Below are 18,409 nucleotides of genomic sequence, written 5' to 3'. Positions count from 1 at the left end.
ATCATTTGTCTTCCGTTTCCGCCGCCAGCGATTCTCTGGCGGCTTTTTTGGCTTTGGCGCGGGCGATAGCCGCCGCGACCGCCGCCTTGCGCGGATCGTCTTCGGCGGCAGCCGGAGCCGGTTCTGTCTCGGCAGGAGCGTCCGCCTGCTGCGCCGCTTTCTTGGCTTTAGCGCGGGCGATAGCCGCCGCGACCGCCGCCTTGCGCGGATCTTCTTCGGCGACAGCCGGAGCCGGTTCTGTCTCGGCAGGAGCGTCCGCCTGCTGCGCCGCTTTCTTGGCTTTGGCGCGGGCGATAGCCGCCGCAACCGCCGCCTTGCGCGGATCGTCCTCGGCGGCAGCCGGAGCCGGTTCTGCCTCAGCCGGAGCGCCTGCCTGCTGCGCCGCTTTCTTGGCCTTCACGCGAGCCAGGGCGGCGGCGACCGCCGCTTTACGTGGATCGTCCACTGCCGCGGCAGGGGCGGTGATGTCTGCGGCCGGTGCCTCTTTGCGCGCCTTCACGCGGGCCAGCGCCGCGGCCACGGCGGCCTTACGCGCGTCGTCGCCGGAGGTTGCCGGCGAGGCTTGTTCCGCTTCGTCCGCCAACTGGGCGCGCCGTTCACGCGCCTGCGCTTTACGCGCTTCGCGGGCGGCGATCATCTCGCTGTTGTCAGGCTGCTGGCCGTCGACCGGCGTAACCGCCGCTTCGGCATTCTTGCTGCGTACGCGCGCCAGTGCGGCCTGTACCGCCCCCTGATCGTCGTCGGTCAGTTTGACGGCGGCCTTTTTGTGCCGCTCTTCGCGCGCCAGTTTCTCGCGCTCCAGACGCGCCAGCTTGGCCTCGTAACGCGCCTTGGCCTCGGCGGTGCGCGCCGCTTCCAAATCGATAGCCTTGATTTCGGCCTTTTCCTGCCGGTAGTACTGCACCAGCGGAATGTTGCTGGGGCAGACGAACGCGCAGGCGCCGCATTCGATGCAGTCGAACAGGTTATGGTTGCGCGCCTTGTCGTGCTCCTGCCCGCGGCTGAACCAGTACAGCTGTTGCGGCAGCAGCCCGGCAGGGCAAGCGTCCACGCACAGGCCGCAGCGGATGCAGGATTGCTCCGGCTCTTGCGGCGTCATTTCATCGACCGTCGGCGCCAGAATGCAGTTACTGATCTTGACGATCGGCACGTTCAGCGCGGGCAGGGTAAAGCCCATCAGCGGGCCGCCCATCACCACCATCTGCTGCGCCTGCGGACGGAAACCGACGAAGTCAAGCAGGTGCTGCACCGGCGTGCCGATGCGCGCCCACAGGTTGCCAGGGCGCTCGACCGCCTCGCCGGTCAGGGTCACCACGCGCTCAATCAACGGTTCGCCGTCGACGATCGCCCGCTTGATGGCGAAGGCGGTGCCGACGTTTTGCATCAGCACGCCGATAGCGGAGGAGTGCTTGCCGTGCGGCACTTCCTTGCCGGTCAAAATCTTGGTCAGCTGCTTGGCGCCGCCGGACGGGTATTTGGTGGGGATGACGCGCAGGGCAATGCCGGACTGGCCGCGCAACGCCTGTTTCAGCGCCGCGATCGCCTCCGGCTTGTTGTCTTCAATGCCGATCAGCGTGACCTTGGGCTGCAGAATGTGTTGCAGGATCTGCGTGCCTTCAACGATCTGATCGGCATGTTCCTGCATCAGGCGATCGTCGGCGGTGATGTAAGGCTCGCACTCGGCGGCGTTGAGGATCAGCGTTTCCACGCCGCTCATGCCGCCTTGCAGTTTACTGGCGGTCGGGAAACCGGCGCCCCCCAGACCGGCGATGCCGGCCTGATGAATACGTTGAATCAGCTCCGCGGCGGGCGATTGGCGGTAATCCGCTACCGGCTCGCGCTCGCACCAGCGGTCTTCGCCGTCTGCCTCGATAATCACGCACAGCTCCGACAGCCCGGAAGGGTGAGCGGTGATGTGCGGCGTGATGGCGCTAACGGTGCCCGAGGTCGGGGCGTGCACCGGCACGGTGCGCCCGCGGCCGACGGTCAGCGGCTGCCCTTTCAACACTCGATCGCCGGCGTTGACGCACAGTTCGCCTTCCGGCCCCAGATGCTGCTGCAGCGGAATGATAAAGGTTTTGGGCAGAGGGGCGACACGCAGCGGCGCGCCGCTCGACTGAGTCTTCATTTCCGGTGGATGGATCCCGCCGTCGAAATCCCAGATCCGGTCTTTTTTAAAGGCGGCGAACAGATTAAGCATGTTGCTCCACGTGGATCACTTGCACCGGGATCGTCTTCATGTCCCACTTCCAGTTGGCGGTGGTGGTGGCGACCGGTCTCATTTCAATACAGTCGGTAGGGCAAGGGGCGACGCACAGATCGCAGCCGGTACAGAGGTCGGTAATGACGGTATGCATGGCGCGGGTGGCGCCGACGATGGCGTCAACCGGGCAAGCCTGAATGCACTTGGTGCAGCCGATGCAGTTGGCCTCGTCGATATAGGCCACTTTACGCTCCGGCTCGGCGGCGGCTTCGCTGCCCAGCGGCTGCGGCTCCACGTTGAGCAGCTCCGCCAGTTTCAGCATCACCTGTTCGCCGCCCGGCGCGCATTTATTGATCATCTCGCCGTTGGCCACCGCCTCGGCATAGGGGCGGCAGCCGGGGTAGCCGCACTGGCCGCACTGGCTCTGCGGCAGGATCGCGTCGACCTGCTCGGCGACCGGATCCTCTTCCACTTCAAAACGGCGCGCGGCGTAGCCCAGCACCAGTCCGAACAGCAGCCCGAGCGCGCTCAAGGCCGCGATAGCTATCCACAACGCAGTCATTAGAATTTCACCAGCCCGGTAAAGCCCATAAAGGCCAACGACATCAGCCCGGCGGTGATCAGTGCGATCGAGGAGCCGCGGAACGGCGCCGGCACGTCGGCCACCGCCAGACGTTCGCGAATGGCGGCGAACAGCACCATCACCAGCGAGAAACCGGCGGCGGCGCTGAAACCGTAAACGGCGGACTGCAGGAAGTTATAACCGAGGTTGACGTTAAGCAACGCCACGCCCAGCACCGCGCAGTTGGTGGTGATCAGCGGCAGGAAGATGCCCAGCAGGCGATAGAGCGCCGGGCTGGTCTTGCGCACCACCATCTCGGTGAACTGCACCACCACGGCGATCACCAAAATGAAGGAGAGCGTGCGCAGATACACCAGATCCAGCGGAACCAGAATAAAGGTGTTGATCACCCAGGCGCTGACGGAGGCCAGCGTCATGACGAAGGTGGTGGCCATTCCCATGCCGATGGCGCTTTCCAGCTTCTTGGAAACGCCAAGGAACGGGCACAGGCCAAGAAACTTCACCAGAACGAAGTTGTTCACCAGTACGGTGCCGACAAACAGGAGCAGGTATTCGGTCATTGCGATGCCTAAAAAAATAAAAGCCGCCTATTATCGGGAATCGGCGGCCGGACGACAACATATGAATCGCAGGGGTATTGCCTTTTTTGGTGAAAATTTACACAAATTACCCAATAAAACGTGCTGCAATCGCCGTTAACGTTCGGTAAAGGTCCCTTTGACCCGCTGCGAACGCTTGATGTAAGGCACCAGCAGCGCCGCCATCAGCAGCGGCCAGCCGAGGCTGCGCACCGCCACTTCATCCGGCACCGGCGCGAAGGCGAAGGCTTTCACCGCCAGGATCACCGTGATCAGCAGCCATAACAAGAACAGTTTAGGGAAGCGCTGCGACCGCTGGCAAAACAGAAACACCAGCCACAGGGTGAAGCCCCACATCAAGAGCGTGGTCAGCACCGAAAAGTACCATTGCAGGGTAAACGCCTGGGCGTTGGTCAACAGATAGTCGCGCGACTCGGGCATGAAGATCGCCATGGCGTACAGGAGCAGCATCAGGCTGGCGCTGAGCAGGGTGACGATCAGATAGGCCAGCGGGGCCAGCAACCAACCGCCGATACGAGAGTATTCAGCTTGAGACATAAAACGGCTTCCTGATTGAATCGGGGATCACAGGCGGCATAGCTTAGCGGGTAATACCGGCTTCGTCATCCCTATCAACCGGATAGCCCGGCGTCGCGGGGCCGGGCCGCACGTTTGGCTACTCCGACCCCGCTTCGAATTAACATCTCATTTACTTCTTGTTCCAGCCGGCCGCATGGTGTCAAATCGAAAGGGTCTGTCGTGAGCCTGCAAGAGGAAATCCCATGGCTGAGAAAATTCGTGTCGGGCTGGTCGGTTACGGCTACGCCGGCAAAACCTTTCATGCGCCGTTGATCGCCGGTACGCCGGGCCTGGAACTGGCCGCCGTTTCCAGCAGCGATGCCGGTAAAGTGCGCGCGGACTGGCCGTCGATGACGGTGGTGGGCGATGCGCAGGCGCTGTTCGCCGATCCGGCCCTCGATCTGATCGTGATTCCTACCCCCAACGATACCCATTTCCCGCTAGCGCAACAGGCGCTGGCCGCCGGCAAGCACGTGGTAGTGGACAAACCGTTTACCGTGACATTGTCACAAGCCCAGGCGCTGCAGCAGCAGGCGCAGCAGAGCGGTTTGCTGTTGTCGGTGTTCCACAACCGTCGCTGGGACAGCGATTTCCTGACCCTCAAAGCGCTGCTGAACGACGGTTCGTTGGGCGAGGTGGTGTACTTCGAGTCGCACTTCGATCGTTTTCGGCCACAGGTGCGTCAGCGCTGGCGCGAACAGGGCGGCGTCGGCAGCGGCATCTGGTTCGATTTGGGGCCGCATCTGCTCGATCAGGCGCTGCAACTCTTCGGCAAACCCGAGCGGCTGTTTGTCGATCTGGGTGAGCTGCGGCCGGGGGCGCAGGCGGTGGACTATTTCCACGCGCTGTTGAGCTATGGCGATCGCCGTGTGGTGCTGCACGCCAGCATGCTGGCGGCGGCGGAGAGCCCGCGTTACGTGGTGCACGGCACCCGCGGCAGCTATGTCAAATACGGCCTGGATCCGCAGGAAGACCGGCTGAAGGCCGGCGAACGCTTGCCGCAGGCCGACTGGGGCTATGACATGCGCGAGGGTGTGGTGACGCTGTCACGCGGTGACCTGCTGGCGGAACAGCCGCTGCTCACTATTCCCGGCAACTACCCGGCTTATTACGCGGCGGTGCGCGACGCGATTGCCGGCATAGGCGAAAACCCGGTGCCGGCCGCCGACGCGATCGCGGTGATGGCATTGATCGAACTGGGGCTGGAATCGGCCCGGCTGCAGCAGGCGCTGCCGGTGGTCTGATCCCGCCCACTTTTCTGTGGCCCGGCGCAACGTCGGGCCTTTTTATGACTCTACGTGCAAGGAAATTCGTTTCATGTCCTGGTTGCAGCGTTTGCGCATTGATAAATTTTTGCTGGTTCTGATTTTGGTGGTGATCGTCGCCTCGCTGTTCCCCTGCGAAGGCATCTGGAAAACCTTCTTTGAACACCTGACCACCGCCGCCATCGCGCTGCTGTTCTTTATGCACGGCGCCAAGCTGTCGCGTGAGGCAATCGTCGCCGGCATGAGTCACTGGAAGCTGCATCTGCTGGTGTTCCTCAGCACCTTTGCGCTGTTCCCGCTGCTCGGGCTGGCGATGAACCTGTTGGTGCCGGGCATCATGACGCCGACGGTCTATCTCGGCTTCCTCTATCTGTGCGCGCTGCCGGCCACGGTGCAGTCGGCCATCGCCTTTACCTCGGCGGCGGGCGGCAACGTGGCGGCAGCGATCTGCAGCGCCTCGGCGTCGAGCATTCTTGGCGTGTTCCTGTCGCCGCTGCTGGTGGGCGCGTTGATGCATACCCAGGGCGGCAATACCGACGTGCTGCACGCCATCGGTTCGATCATTCTGCAATTGATGGTGCCGTTCGTGATCGGCCACCTGGCGCGGCCATTGATCGGCAAGTGGATCGACCGCCATCGCAAACTGATTAACCTGACCGACCGTTCGTCGATCCTGCTGGTGGTGTATACCGCGTTCAGCGCGGCGGTGGTGGAAGGGATTTGGCACCGTATCGACGGCTGGTCGCTGCTGACCATCCTGGTGATGTCGCTGGTGCTGCTGACGGTGGTGCTGGTGATCAACACCTATGCAGCGCGCTGGCTGGGCTTTAACACCGCCGATGAAATCACCATCGTCTTCTGCGGTTCGAAAAAGAGCCTGGCGAACGGCATCCCGATGGCCAACGTGCTGTTCCCGGCTGCGGCGGTGGGCGCGATGGTGCTGCCGCTGATGATTTTCCACCAGGTTCAGCTGATGGTGTGCGCGGTGCTGGCGCAGCGCTATGCGCGTAAAACCGCGAAACAGCGGGCCGAGGCGGAGGCGCTGGCGGCCAAATAGGCCGCAGGCCGCTAACGGTGGCCCAGCGCGTCGAGCAGAAAGTCGGCACGCTCGTCCGGTGAGGCGCGCGGCAGTTCTTGCAGCTGATAGCCATAGCGGCGATAGACGGCCACCATCGCCCGGTAGGTCAGCTCGGCTTCGGCGAAAGATTGTTTTCTTTCGCTGTCCTGCGCATAGATCGCTTGCCACGGCGGGGCGATGAACACCCTTTCGGCATAGCGAAAGGCGCCGATCGCCGCCGTCAAATGCGCGGGGATCGATAATCCGCACAGCGTCAGGTAACCGGCGATATCCGGCAGGCCGCGATCGAAGAACCAGCATGTTGCGCCCGTCGCTTCGCCCCATGAGCGCAGTTCCCAATCGAGCATCCGCTCGGCGAAGGCCTGGCGATCGCCCCACGGCAGCGCATGGCCGCCGATACTCATCTGATCCTGAATAATCGCCCGGCCGGCTTCCTGCGAGTGCGGAAAGCCGCGGCGATGAAGAACGTCGATGAGCGTGCTTTTACCCGAACCCGGGCCGCCGGTCAGCACGATGCGGCGTGTTTTGTCAGACATGCGAAATTCCTCTCTTGCAGCAGAGTCATGGGGTAACACAGCGATAAAGACGAGCAGTCGGAAGAAGACGGCGGGGAGAGGGATGAGAAGAAGGCGCCGTTTGGCGCCTGGGAGGATTTAGCCCTGAACTTTGGCGCGCAGCGCCTGTTTTTCCTGCTCGCTGAGGAAGGCCAGCTTCAGGCCGTTTTCCTGCGCGGTGCGGATTTCTTCCGGCGTCAGCCCGGCCTGCGGCGCGGCGACGCGGTATTCATGCTCGATCTCGATGCCCTGAACCGCCGGATCGTCGGTGTTGATCGACGCCAGCACGCCGTGGCGCAGGAAGGTGGCCAGCGGATGCTGCGCCAGCGACGGCACGGTGCTGGTCTGGATGTTGGAGGTCAGGCAGGATTCGATGCCGATGCCGTGTTCCGCCAGGAAGTCCATCAGCGCCGGATCTTCGACCGCTTTCACCCCGTGGCCGATACGTTCGGCGCCCAGCTCGCGGATCGCCTGCCAGATGCTTTCCGGGCCGGCGGCTTCGCCCGCGTGCACGGTGATGCGCAGGCCGGCGTCGCGGGCGCGGTTGAAGTGGCTGAGGAACAGGCTGCCGGGGAAGCCCAGCTCATCGCCCGCCAAATCCAGCGCGGTAATACCGTCGCGGTGCGCCAGTAATCCTTCCAGTTCCTGCAGACAGGCGGCTTCACCGAAGGTGCGGCTCATGATGCCGATCAGGCGAATGTCGATGTCACGATCGCGGCAGCCCGAACGGATCCCGTCGATCACCGCTTCCACCACGCCGGCGACGGGCAGTTGATGCTTCATCGCCATGTAGTAAGGGGAGAAACGCAGCTCGGCATAGTGCAGGCCGGCGTTGGCGGCGTCCTCGACGTTTTCGTATGCCACCCGGCGGCAGGCGTCCAGATCGCCCAGCACCGCCACGCCCCAGTCCAGTTTCTGCAGGAAGCTGACCAGATCCGGTTCGGCATGGGTGATCTGCACGTGCGGGCGCAGGCTCTCCAAATCGTTGGCCGGCAGGGCGAGATTGAACTGACGGCCGAGGTCGAGAATGGTCTGCGCGCGGATGTTGCCGTCGAGATGGCGGTGAATGTCGGTAAGCGGTAGGCGGGGATCGATCATGCTGGGCACTCGCTAATTTATCGTAGGTAAAGTGCAGAACAGTATAAAAACAAATGAATGAAACTTGCCATCTCGTTGCATAAAAAAGTGATGTGAATCACAAATAATGCGCGATATATCGCATTATCGTCGTGAATCAGGCTTTCAACACGCTGACGCCCGCCTGCTGCAACGGCGCGATCAATGCGTCGTCGGTGGCGCGTTCAACGATGATGGTGTGCGCCAGCGTAATATCACCGATCGCATACTGCGAGGCGGCATTAAGCTTGGCGGCGGAAGCCAGCACCACGGTTTCCGCCGCACGGGCCGCCAGCGCTCGCTTGATGTAGGCTTCTTCCAGATCGCCGGTGCTCAGCCCTGCGGTGGGGTGCACGCCGGTCACGCCCATGAAATAAATATCGGCGCGGATATGTGACATCGCTTCTACGGCGGCGGCGCCGACGCTGACGATTGAATGCTTATACAGTCGGCCGCCGATCAGGATCACCTCGACGGTAGGGTGATCGACTAACCCCACGGCGACGCTGGGGCTGTGGGTGACGATGGTGGCATTGAGGTTGGCCGGCAGTTGCCTGACCAGCTCTGCGGAGGTGGTGCCGCCGTCGATGATCACCACCTGGCCGGGGGCGATCAGCGCCGCCGCCGCTTTGGCGATCGCGCGTTTGGCGCCGGATTCCAAGCGATTGCGTTCGGCGAAGCTGGCGATGGCGGAAGAAACCGGCAGGGCGCCGCCATGCACCCGTTGCAGCAACCCGTCGGCGTCCAGTTCACGCAGATCGCGCCGGACTGTATCTTCCGACAGCCCGAACAGCTCGCTGAGCTGTTTGGCCAAGACCTGACCATCCTGGGCCAGTTTTTCCAAAATGATCTTCTTGCGCTGGCTGGTCAACATGGCCATTTCCTCTCAAATTTGCTATGCACGAAATATCTTGATCATACACGAAACTGCACGATAGTATCAATTTCCTTCCTCTGGCGGAGTAAACCGATGATAGCCACCAAAGACAGGGTTCGCATTGTCGAAACCCGGGTGTTGTCCGATGACTGGTACCTGCTGAAAAAAACCACCTTTGATTTTTTGCGGCGCGACGGCGTTTGGCAGCGGCAGAGCCGTGAGACTTACGACCGCGGCGACGGCGCCACCATTTTACTGTTCAATCGGCAGGCGCAGACGGTGATCCTGACGCGCCAGTTCCGCTTTCCAGTGTTCGTCAACGGTCATGACGGCATGCTGATTGAGGCCGCCGCCGGGCTATTGGACGACGCGTCGCCGGAGGCGCGCATCCGCGCCGAAGTTGAAGAGGAAACCGGCTACTTCGTGCAGAACGTGGAGAAAGTGTTTGAGGCGTACATGAGCCCTGGCTCGGTCACCGAAAAGCTGCACTTTTTCGTCGGTGAATATCAGGCGAGCGATCGCCTCAACGAGGGCGGCGGGCTGGCGGCGGAGGGGGAAGATTTGGAGGTGATCGAGCTGCCGCTGGCGCAGGCCCTGCAGGCGGTTCGTCAGGGTACGATCGTTGACGCCAAAACCATCATGCTGCTGCAGTTTGTCGCATTAAATCGGACGTTGGAGGAACAACGATGAAAGCACAACAAATCTTGATCGCCGGCCCTTATCGCAGCGGCACCGATGGCGATCCGCAGCGTATCGCCGCCAATCTGGCGCGCCTCGAACAGGCGGCGCTGGCGGTTTACCAGCGGGGGCACGTGCCGGTGATCGGCGAGTGGCTGGCGCTGCCTTTGGCGGCCGCGGCCGGTTCCACTCAGGTTGGCGATGCGGTCAGCGAGGCGTTTCTTTACCCGGTGGCTCACCGACTGATTGCGCAGTGTCAGGCGGTGTATCGCATCGAAGGGGCGTCTGTGGGGGCCGATAACGACGTGCGGTTGGCTAACGAATGGGGATTGACGGTCTATCGTCATCTGGAGGAAATCCCGTCTGTTCAGGCGTAACCGAGGGGCGGGCAGAGGCTCGCCCCCTCGCGTTATTGCTCGTCCAGCACAAACTTCAACCCGGCGATCAGCTTGTCCATGCCGGCTTCCAGCTTGCTGCGCGGGCAGCCGACGTTGAGGCGCAGGAACCCGCGGCCTTCTTCGCCGTAGGTAAAGCCCGGCATGATCGCCACCTTTTCACGCTCGATCAGCACCTGCTGCAGCGCCCGATCGTCCACGGCCAGCGGCCGCAGATCGATCCAGGCCAGATAGGTGGCCTGCGGCGGGCGCCAGCCCAGCGCGGGAAACGCCTCCGCCAGCCGTTCGGCGACGTAGGTCAGGTTATCCTGCAGATAGTCGCGCAGGGCATCCAGCCAGGGTTCACCGCGCCGATAGGCGGCTACGTGAGCCGCCACCGCCAGCACCGCCGGCGAGGAGAGGCCGTCACGGGATTTGAGCTGCTGGAAATAGGCTTCGCGGCTGGCGTCGTCGCTGATAAAACCGTAGGCGCCGGTCAGCGCCGGAATGTTAAAACTCTTGGAGCCGGAGGTCAGCAAGGCCCAGGCGCCGGTCGCCACCTGGCTCCAGGGCGTATGGCGGTGTTCACCCCAGACCATGTCCATGTGGATCTCATCGCTGATCACCCTCACGTCGTGGCGTTCGCACAGTTCGGCCATCTGCTGCAGCTCTTCGCGGCGCCACACTTTACCGGTGGGATTATGCGGGCTGCACAGCAGCAGGATCTTGGTCTGCGGCCGCGCCAGCAGCGCTTCGAGGTGCGCCATGTCGCAGCGCCAGTCATCTGCGGCCTTGTGCAGCGGGCAGGCCAGCAGCTGGCGCTGGTTGGCGAGGATCACCTTATAGAAGGCGTCGTAGGCCGGGGTATGGGTCACCACGTAGTCGCCCGGCACGGACCATTGGCGGATCAGCTGCGCCGCCATGTAGATAACGGAAGGGCCGTACACCGCCGTTGCGGTGTCGATAGCGGTGTTGAAACGTTGTTGATACCAGTGGCGCAGCGCGCCGAGAAAATCCTCATGCTGCCAACGGCTGTAGCCCAGCACGCCATGCTGCAGGCGCTGTTGCAGCGCCTCGAGAATGCACGGCGCGGTGGCGAAATCCATATCGGAGATGGTGAACGGCAGCAGGTCTGCGCTGCCGAAGCGATCGGCGATGTAATCCCACTGGGTGCACCAGGTGCCGTGGCGGTCGATCGGGGTGGAGAAATCAAACATGGGTGGCTCCCTGCAGCGCCGCGGCAGGGCGCGCCGTGGCTATCAGTGAGTCTAATTCATCCTTCACCGATTGCACCTGCGGGCCGATCACTACCTGCAGATTATGATCGTTGAGATGCACCACGCCGATGGCGCGGTTGGCCTTCAGCGCCGCGTCGTCCACCTGGTTCATGTCGTTGACCGACAGGCGCAGGCGGGTGATGCAGTTGTCCAGCGTAATGATGTTGTCCGGGCCGCCGAGCGCCGCCAAAATCGCCGGCACATTGTAGCCGGATTTGCCCGCCGCGCCGCTCGGCGCGTTTGGGGTGACGGCGCCGTCGCTCTCACGGCCCGGCGTTTTGATGTTAAAGCGCTGGATGGCGAAGCGGAAAATGGCGTAATAGCCGACGAACCAGACGGCGGCCACCACCGGCACCAGATACCACTTGGTGGCGGTGCCGTGCAGAATGCCGAACACCACGAAGTCGATAATGTTGCCGTCGGTGTTGCCGATGGTCACGCCCAGCAGCGCCATGACGGTAAAGCCCAACCCGGTGAGCAGCGCATGGATCAGATAAAGGAACGGCGCGACGAACAGAAACAGAAACTCGATCGGCTCGGTGGTGCCGCCAACCACGCAGGCCACCACGCCGGAGATCAACAGCCCTTTGATTTTATGGCGGTTCTCCGGTTTGGCGCAGTGGTACATCGCCAGCGCCGCGCCCGGCAGGCCGCCGAGGAACGCCGGCATTTTACCCTGCGACAGGAAGCGGGTGGCGCTTTCGGCGAAACCGGTGGTGGTCGGGCAGGAGAGCTGCGCCTGGAAGATGGTCAGGGCGCCGCTGACGCTGTGGCCGCACACCTCCATCGTGCCGCCCGCCTCGGTAAAGCGGATCAGCGCCACCAGAATGTGATGCAGGCCGAACGGCAGCAGCAGGCGTTCGCCGGTGCCGAAAATCATCGGCCCGAAGATGCCGGCGCCGTTGATGACGCGGCCCAGGCCGTTAATGCCGGCGGCGAACCACGGCCAGACCAGCGGGATCACCAGGCCGCACAGGCCCAGCACCACGGTGGTCACGATCGGCACAAAGCGGGTGCCGCCGAAGAAGGCCAGCGCATCCGGCAGCCGGATGGTATGGAAACGTTCATGCAGCAGATACACGATGATGCCGACGATCACTGCGCCGAGGATGCCGGTGTCGATCGACTGAATGCCGAGAATGTTTTGGATGTTGTTGGCCTTCAGCACCAGCGGATCGCTGGTGGGCAGCACGCCGGCGGCGGTCAGGTAGAAGTTGGTGGCCAGATTCAGCACGGCGAAGCCGACGAAGCCGGAGAAGGCGGCGACGCCCTTGTTGTCGCGCGCCATGCCCAGCGGAATGGCGATGGCGAACATCACCGGCAGGAAGCTGAAGGCGAAGGAGCCTATCTTGCTCATCCAGGTGAAGATCAGCTGGAAGATCGGATGGCCGATAAACGGCATCAGGGTGATCACGTCGCGGCTGCTCAGCGAGCTGCCGATCCCCAGCATGATGCCGCAGAAAGAGAGCAAGGCGACGGGCAACATGAATGTTTTGCCCAGGCTCTGGAAGAACTCCCAGAGGGTGATTTTGGGTTTATTGGCTGCTGACATAACCGACTTCTCCTGGCGAAAAGACGAGCAAAAAGGGGACTGCTGATTAGGTAAAAAGAAGATAAAACGTTTTACCTAGCAAAAATGCGCCGCCAATCACAAATCTGTCGCCCGGTTTTTGGCGACAATGCGGCGGGCAGTAAAACGTTTTACTGCATTGACGGATTCGGTATACCCTTGATCGCTACGGCGCGGGTTGCCCAGGAACGGGTTCGCAGAGACTATGAGCATCAAAAAGATCACCATTACCGATGTGGCGCAACAGGCGGGCGTTTCGGTCACCACGGTTTCCTTGGTATTGAGCGGCAAGGGGCGGATTTCGCCGACCACCGTCGAGAAGGTCAATCAGGCGATAGAGCAGCTGGGTTACGTGCGCAATCGCCAGGCGGCGACGCTGCGCGGCGGTGAATCCGGGGTGATAGGCCTGATCCTGCGCGACATTTGCGAACCTTTTTATGCCGAAATGACCGCCGGGCTGAGCGAAGCGCTGGAGGCGCATGACAAACTGCTGTTTTTAACCCAGAGCGGGCGCGATGGTCAGGGGCTGCAGCGGGCGTTTGACGCGCTGCTGGCGCAGGGCGTCGACGGCATCGTGCTGGCGGGCGGCATTCGCGCGGCGGCCGGGCTGAAGGAAAAGGCGGCCGAGCAGGGCGTGCCGCTGGTGTGCGTGGCGCGCTCCAGCGGTCTCGAGGGCGTGGACGTGGTGCGGCCGGACAATATGCAGGCCGCCAAGCTGGCTACCGAATTTTTGATCAAACGCGGGCACAGCCAGATTGCTTATCTCGGTGGCCAGAGCGACTCGTTGACGCGCGCCGAAAGGTTGGGCGGATTTTGCGCCACGCTGTTGCAGTACGGCCTGCCGTTTCGCAGCGAATGGATCGTCGAGTGCGATTGCCGGCAGCGTGAGGCGGCGGAAGCGGCGGAACAGCTACTGCGCCACTACCCGAATATCACCGCTGTCGTTTGCCACAAGGCTTCGGTGGCGCTTGGCGCCTATTTTGGCCTGACGCGCAGCGGCCGCAGCATCGGTTCGGACGGGGTCGACGCCTACTACGGCCGGCAGGTGGCGCTGATCGGTTTCGGCGACGTGCCGGAGGCCGAGCTGACCGAACCGCCGCTGACCTTTGTCTCCAGCTCGGCGCGGGAAGTGGGGCGCAGCGCCGCCGCGCGCCTGCTGCAGCGCATCAATGACGCCGATCTGCCCGCGCAGAACGTCATTTTGCCGCCGACGCTGATCCGGCGTGGCTCCGCTTAGTCCCGCCGCTGTTCCTCTTCCGCTTCGCGGCTAATCCAGCCGATAAAGGCCTTCATCGCCGGCGTCAGATCCCGCGATTTCAAATGGGTCAGCCAGTAGGCGCCGAGCGCGGCCTCGGCGGCGAACGGCCGCTGCAGCGCGCCGGCGGCCAGTTCGCGGCGGAACATGCTGACCGGCGCCAGCGCCACGCCGTCGCACTGGAGCGCGCCTTCCACCATCAGCCTCGATGAGTCGAACACCGGGCCGTTGATTCGCCACGGCGTCACCTGCGCAGCCGTGAACCAGCGTTCCCATTCATCCTGGCGGTAAGTGCGCATCAGCAGTTCGTGTTGCAGATCCTGCGGCGTATGCAAGCGCGCGGCGACCGCCGGCGAGCAGAGCACCGTCAGCGGCGCGTCGAACAGCTTGATATTGCGGGTGGCGGGCCATAAACCTTCGCCGAAACGGATGGCGAAATCCATGCCGTCGGCCGACAGATTGACCAGGTTGTTGTGGGTCAGCACCCGCAGATCGATGAACGGATGTGCCGCGCGGAACGCCGCCAGCCGCGGCATCAGCCAGCCGACGGCGAAGGTGCCGACCACCGCCACTGTCAGCACTTCGTGGAAATGCCCGCCTTCGAACTGCTGCAACACCGCCTCGATGCGATCGAAAGCGTCGCTCAACACCGGCAGCAGCGCCTGGCCCTCTTCGGTCAGATCCAACCCGCGCGGCAGGCGGCGGAACAGCTGAATGCCCAGCTGTTCTTCCAGCATGCGCACCTGCTGGCTGACGGCGGCCTGAGTGACGCGCAGCTCCAGACCGGCGCGGGTGAAGTTCAGGTGGCGGGCGGAGGATTCGAACGCCCGCAGGGCGTTGAGGGGAAGTCGGTTGCGCATTGTTAATAGCCATAAGTTTTTCTTTATGCTGGCTGAAATTATTATCGCTTGTCAACCCGGCGGCAAAAACCGATATTTGGCGCGGCTACCGCAAGATTGGCGGAGCCCGTAAAGGAATGACATCATCCATCAGGGAGTGCGCCGTGAGCAACGCCAATAAAAACTTTTGGCCGCGGCCGATGCCCTGCAACCGAAGAGCCTCTATCATGACGAAAATGAACCGCCTGGCGGCCGCGCTGATCGCCGCACTGATCTTGCCGACCGCGCACGCCGCGCAGCAGCAGGATATCGACGCCGTTATTCAGCCGCTGATGAAAAAATACGGCGTGCCGGGCATGGCGATCGCCGTATCGGTCGATGGCAAACAGCAGATTTACCCGTATGGCGTCGCCTCGAAGCAGACCGGCAAACCGATCACCGAGCAGACGCTGTTCGAGGTGGGGTCGCTGAGCAAAACCTTCACCGCGACGCTGGCGGTCTATGCGCAGCAGCAGGGCAAGCTGTCGTTCAGCGATCCGGCCAGCCATTATCTGCCTGAGCTGCGCGGCAGCGCCTTCGACGGCGTCAGCCTGCTGAATCTGGCGACCCACACATCCGGCCTGCCGCTGTTCGTGCCGGACGACGTGACCGACAACGCCCAACTGATGGCTTACTACCGGGCCTGGCAGCCTAAACACCCGGCGGGCAGCTACCGCGTCTATTCCAACCTCGGCATCGGCATGCTGGGCATGATCGCCGCTAAGAGCCTCGATCGGCCGTTTATCCAGGCCATGGAGCAGGGCATGCTGCCGGCGTTGGGTATGAGCCACACCTACATTCAGGTGCCGGCGGCGCAGATAGCCAACTATGCCCAGGGTTACAACAAGGACGATAAGCCGGTGCGCGTTAATCCCGGCCCGCTGGACGCTGAATCTTACGGCATCAAATCCAACGCCCGCGATCTGATTCGTTACCTGGACGCCAACCTGCAGCAGGCGAAGGTCGCGCAGCCGTGGCGCGAGGCGCTGGCCGCCACGCACGTCGGCTATTACAAAGCGGGCGCGTTCACGCAGGATCTGATGTGGGAGAACTACCCGTACCCGGTGAAACTGTCGCGGCTGATCGAGGGCAACAACGCCGGGATGATCATGAACGGCACGCCGGCCACCGCCATCACGCCGCCGCAGCCGGAGCTGCGCGCCGGTTGGTATAACAAAACCGGTTCGACTGGCGGTTTCTCCACCTACGCGGTGTTTATCCCGGCGAAAAATATCGCCGTGGTGATGCTGGCCAACAAATGGTTCCCGAACGACGATCGGGTCGAGGCGGCTTACCGCATCGTGCAAGCGCTGGATAAGCGCTGATCGTGGGGGCGCCGTCGGGGCGCCCCTGTTACCGGTGCTGTTGCTCTCGCCGCTCGCGCATGAAATCGATAAAGGCGCGCAGCTTGAGCGGCAGATGCCTGCCGGCGGGAAAGTAGATGAAAAATCCCGATGCCTCGCTGGCATACTCCGGCAGCACTTCCACCAGATCGCCCTGCGCCAGTTCCTGCACCACCGTGCCCTGAAAACGTTGCGCGATCCCCAGGCCCGCCAACGCCGCATCCTTGATCAGCCGATCTTCGTTAAAGATCAAACTGCCGCTGACGTCCAGCGCCCGCTCATCGCCGTGCCGACTGAAATACCAGGGCTCCAATTTGCCGCTGCCGGGAAAACGGTAGCGCAGGCAATGGTGCGCGAGCAGATCGTCCGGCGTGGCCGGCGCGCCGCAACGCGTCAGATAATCGGGTGAGGCGACCAGCACCCGGCGCTGGCCGTTGTCGATCGGCACGGCGATCATGTCCTTTTGCAGCATGGCGTGCATGCGAATGCCGGCATCGAAATTGCCCAGCACCAGATCGGAAAAGCGGTCTTCGGTAAACAGCTCCAGCTGCACTTCGGGATAGCGCCGCTGAAACTCCGCCAGGTGCGGCATTACCAGCAGCGAAGCGGCCAACTGCGGCAACGTGATGCGCAGCAGACCCGCCGGCTGCGCGCCCAGGGCGCGCACGTCGTCCGCCGCCACGTCGATCTGGTTCATCGCCGGCGAGACCTTCTGGTAAAACAGTCGGCCCTCGTCGCTGAGACGCACCGAGCGGCTGGTGCGGTGGAATAAGCGCACCCCCAGCTGATTCTCCAGCGCCTGAATGTTTTGCGACACCGCCGGCGGCGTGACGCCCAGTTGGTTGGCCGCGCGGGTGAAGTTGCCCAGCCGCGCGACGGCTTCGAAATAGGGCAGCAGCTGCAGGAGTGAACTCATCTATCAATAACCTGTGCTTAATGATTCATTAAATTATGCCTTATTTTAATTTATGACGAACGTTTTAGACTGATTTTACTTTCCCTCAGCGAGATAAAAATCATGTCGGCAGAACAACGGGCGTTAACAGAACGGATCGCGGCGATCGATCAACAGGCGATGGCCGAAGGGCGCATCGTCGGCAGCGTGGTGCTGGTGGCGCAGCGGGGTGAAATTTGCTACGCCGGTGCGGCCGGTTATGCCGATCGCGAAGCGCGGCAACCGATGCGGCGAGAAACGCAGTTTCGGCTGTCGTCGGTTTCCAAACCCTATACCACGCTGGCGGCGCTGCGCCTGATTGAACGAGGCAAGCTGAGCCTTGACGATGCGGTCAGCGACTGGCTGCCGTGGTTTACCCCGGCGCTGGCCGACGGCCGGTGCCCGGCGATCCGCATTCGTCATTTGCTGAGCCATACCGCCGGGTTGGACTATCGTCTGAATCAGCCACCGGCGGGGGTGTATCATCGGTTGGGCATTCAGGACGGCGTGGAGCTGTCGACGCTGACGCTGGAGCAAAACCTGCGGCTGTTGGCACAGGCGCCGTTGCTGTCGGAACCGGGCGCGCGCTTCAACTATTCGCTGGCGATCGACGTGCTCGGCGCGGTGCTGGAGCGAGTGACGGGCATGTCGCTGCCGCAGCTGTTTGTCGAATGGGTGGCGCGGCCGCTGGGGCTCGGCAATACCGCGTTCCATGCGACCCATGCCGCTAACCTGGCGACGCCTTATTACAATACGCCGCAGGGGCCGCGGCGCATGCCGGAAGGCGTGCGGATCGCCTTGCCGGAAGGCATGGCGGGGGGAGAAGTGACGTTCTCGCCGGCGCGCGCGCTTAACGTCGGAGCCTATCCCTCCGGCGGCGCGGGCATGGTCGGCGATGCCGACGATGTGCTGAAGCTGGTGGAGGCGCTGCGCAGCGGTGGGCAGGGCATTTTGCAACCGGATACGGTGGCGTTGCTGCGTCACCCGCACGTCGGCGCCGAGGCGCAAACGCAAGGGCCGGGCTGGGGCTTCGGCTTTGGCGGCGCGCTGCTGGTGGATCCAGACGCTGCGCAGACGCCGCAGCATGTCGGTACCCTGACCTGGGGCGGCGTTTACGGCCACAGCTGGTTCTTTGATCCAGAGGCGCAGCTGAGCGTAGTCGTCTTGACCAATACCGCATTTGAGGGCATGTGCGGCCGCTACCCGCAGCAGATCCGCGATGCGGTTTATGCGGCGTAAATAACAAGGGCCCCGCAGGGGGCCCTTG

18 protein-coding genes are annotated in these 18,409 nt (G+C 62.8%); 7 read left to right on the top strand and 11 right to left on the bottom strand.

Annotation, left to right across the window (positions count from 1 at the left end; genetic code table 11):
• Position 1: 1 nt before the first annotated feature.
• From rsxC to IMX17_RS06665, 4 genes are all read right to left on the bottom strand, one after another.
• Positions 2–2,200, bottom strand: a complete 2,199-nt coding sequence (rsxC, locus tag IMX17_RS06680) for an electron transport complex subunit RsxC (RefSeq protein ID WP_193549509.1) — start codon at positions 2,198–2,200, stop codon at positions 2–4.
• On the bottom strand, positions 2,193–2,765 hold the full coding sequence (gene rsxB, locus IMX17_RS06675; protein ID WP_004938428.1) for an electron transport complex subunit RsxB: 573 nt from the start codon (positions 2,763–2,765) through the stop codon (positions 2,193–2,195). Before rsxB ends, rsxC begins: the two co-directional genes overlap by 8 nt.
• Positions 2,765–3,346, bottom strand: coding sequence for an electron transport complex subunit RsxA (rsxA, locus tag IMX17_RS06670; RefSeq protein WP_004938443.1), 582 nt, complete (start codon positions 3,344–3,346; stop codon positions 2,765–2,767). Before rsxA ends, rsxB begins: the two co-directional genes overlap by 1 nt.
• Before the next feature lie 135 nt (positions 3,347–3,481).
• Positions 3,482–3,922, bottom strand: a complete 441-nt coding sequence (locus IMX17_RS06665; RefSeq protein ID WP_004938446.1) for a DUF2569 domain-containing protein — start codon at positions 3,920–3,922, stop codon at positions 3,482–3,484.
• A 224-nt stretch (positions 3,923–4,146) separates the two neighbouring features.
• Between IMX17_RS06665 and IMX17_RS06660 the strand changes: the two genes are divergently transcribed.
• Positions 4,147–5,187: an oxidoreductase gene (locus tag IMX17_RS06660; RefSeq protein ID WP_182264548.1), complete on the top strand. Its 1,041-nt coding sequence runs from the start codon at positions 4,147–4,149 to the stop codon at positions 5,185–5,187.
• A 73-nt stretch (positions 5,188–5,260) separates the two neighbouring features.
• The gene (locus IMX17_RS06655; RefSeq protein ID WP_004938453.1) at positions 5,261–6,265 is read left to right on the top strand and encodes a bile acid:sodium symporter family protein; all 1,005 of its coding nucleotides are present in this window, start codon (positions 5,261–5,263) and stop codon (positions 6,263–6,265) included.
• A gap of 11 nt (positions 6,266–6,276) precedes the next feature.
• Here the strand turns inward: IMX17_RS06655 and IMX17_RS06650 are convergent, their stop codons facing one another.
• The 3 genes from IMX17_RS06650 to IMX17_RS06640 all read right to left on the bottom strand — a co-directional run bounded on the left by IMX17_RS06650 (position 6,277) and on the right by IMX17_RS06640 (position 8,830).
• A complete protein-coding gene (locus IMX17_RS06650; RefSeq protein WP_182264547.1) occupies positions 6,277–6,822 on the bottom strand; it encodes an AAA family ATPase in 546 nt (181 codons plus the stop codon).
• Positions 6,823–6,939: 117 nt separating this feature from the next.
• Positions 6,940–7,938 carry an adenosine deaminase gene (add, locus tag IMX17_RS06645; RefSeq protein ID WP_016927887.1) on the bottom strand — a complete coding sequence of 333 codons (999 nt, stop codon included), beginning with the start codon at positions 7,936–7,938 and terminating at the stop codon, positions 6,940–6,942.
• Between the two features lie 136 nt (positions 7,939–8,074).
• Positions 8,075–8,830, bottom strand: a complete 756-nt coding sequence (locus tag IMX17_RS06640; protein ID WP_046898460.1) for a DeoR/GlpR family DNA-binding transcription regulator — start codon at positions 8,828–8,830, stop codon at positions 8,075–8,077.
• Positions 8,831–8,926: 96 nt separating this feature from the next.
• Between IMX17_RS06640 and IMX17_RS06635 the strand changes: the two genes are divergently transcribed.
• Together IMX17_RS06635 and IMX17_RS06630 are read left to right on the top strand one after the other, a co-directional pair.
• Positions 8,927–9,523 carry an NUDIX domain-containing protein gene (locus IMX17_RS06635; RefSeq protein WP_046686980.1) on the top strand — a complete coding sequence of 199 codons (597 nt, stop codon included), beginning with the start codon at positions 8,927–8,929 and terminating at the stop codon, positions 9,521–9,523.
• Positions 9,520–9,888, top strand: a complete 369-nt coding sequence (locus IMX17_RS06630; RefSeq protein ID WP_033642959.1) for a hypothetical protein — start codon at positions 9,520–9,522, stop codon at positions 9,886–9,888. The genes IMX17_RS06635 and IMX17_RS06630 overlap by 4 nt, the downstream gene beginning before the upstream one ends.
• A gap of 32 nt (positions 9,889–9,920) precedes the next feature.
• On the opposite strand, the gene IMX17_RS06625 is transcribed toward IMX17_RS06630, so the two are convergent.
• A complete protein-coding gene (locus IMX17_RS06625) occupies positions 9,921–11,102 on the bottom strand; it encodes a MalY/PatB family protein (protein WP_182264545.1) in 1,182 nt (393 codons plus the stop codon).
• Positions 11,095–12,714, bottom strand: a complete 1,620-nt coding sequence (gene malX, locus IMX17_RS06620; RefSeq protein WP_182264544.1) for a maltose/glucose-specific PTS transporter subunit IIBC — start codon at positions 12,712–12,714, stop codon at positions 11,095–11,097. Before malX ends, IMX17_RS06625 begins: the two co-directional genes overlap by 8 nt.
• A 223-nt stretch (positions 12,715–12,937) precedes the next feature.
• Here malX and IMX17_RS06615 point away from each other — a divergent pair, with 223 nt between their 5' ends.
• Entirely contained in the window at positions 12,938–13,969 is a 1,032-nt protein-coding gene (locus IMX17_RS06615) for a Mal regulon transcriptional regulator MalI (protein WP_033650494.1), read from the top strand.
• On the opposite strand, the gene IMX17_RS06610 is transcribed toward IMX17_RS06615, so the two are convergent.
• Positions 13,966–14,847 (bottom strand): LysR family transcriptional regulator, encoded by an 882-nt coding sequence (locus tag IMX17_RS06610; protein WP_193549508.1) that lies wholly within the window; start codon positions 14,845–14,847, stop codon positions 13,966–13,968. The two genes, IMX17_RS06615 and IMX17_RS06610, sit on opposite strands and share 4 nt — an antisense overlap.
• 206 nt (positions 14,848–15,053) lie before the next feature.
• On the opposite strand from IMX17_RS06610, the gene blaSRT reads away from it, so the two are divergent.
• A complete protein-coding gene (blaSRT, locus tag IMX17_RS06605) occupies positions 15,054–16,190 on the top strand; it encodes an SRT/SST family class C beta-lactamase (RefSeq protein WP_193549507.1) in 1,137 nt (378 codons plus the stop codon).
• A 28-nt stretch (positions 16,191–16,218) separates the two neighbouring features.
• Here blaSRT and IMX17_RS06600 read toward each other — a convergent pair whose 3' ends face one another.
• Positions 16,219–17,124, bottom strand: a complete 906-nt coding sequence (locus IMX17_RS06600; RefSeq protein ID WP_193549506.1) for a LysR family transcriptional regulator — start codon at positions 17,122–17,124, stop codon at positions 16,219–16,221.
• A gap of 102 nt (positions 17,125–17,226) precedes the next feature.
• Here IMX17_RS06600 and IMX17_RS06595 point away from each other — a divergent pair, with 102 nt between their 5' ends.
• Positions 17,227–18,381 (top strand): serine hydrolase, encoded by a 1,155-nt coding sequence (locus IMX17_RS06595; protein WP_182264542.1) that lies wholly within the window; start codon positions 17,227–17,229, stop codon positions 18,379–18,381.
• Positions 18,382–18,409 lie beyond the last annotated feature (28 nt).

The sequence above is a fragment of the Serratia sp. X3 genome, assembly GCF_014982455.1.
Classification (GTDB): Bacteria; Pseudomonadota; Gammaproteobacteria; order Enterobacterales; family Enterobacteriaceae; genus Serratia; species Serratia ureilytica.
Note: the sequence above shows the minus strand (reverse complement) of the source record. Positions and strands in the feature narration are given on the sequence as shown.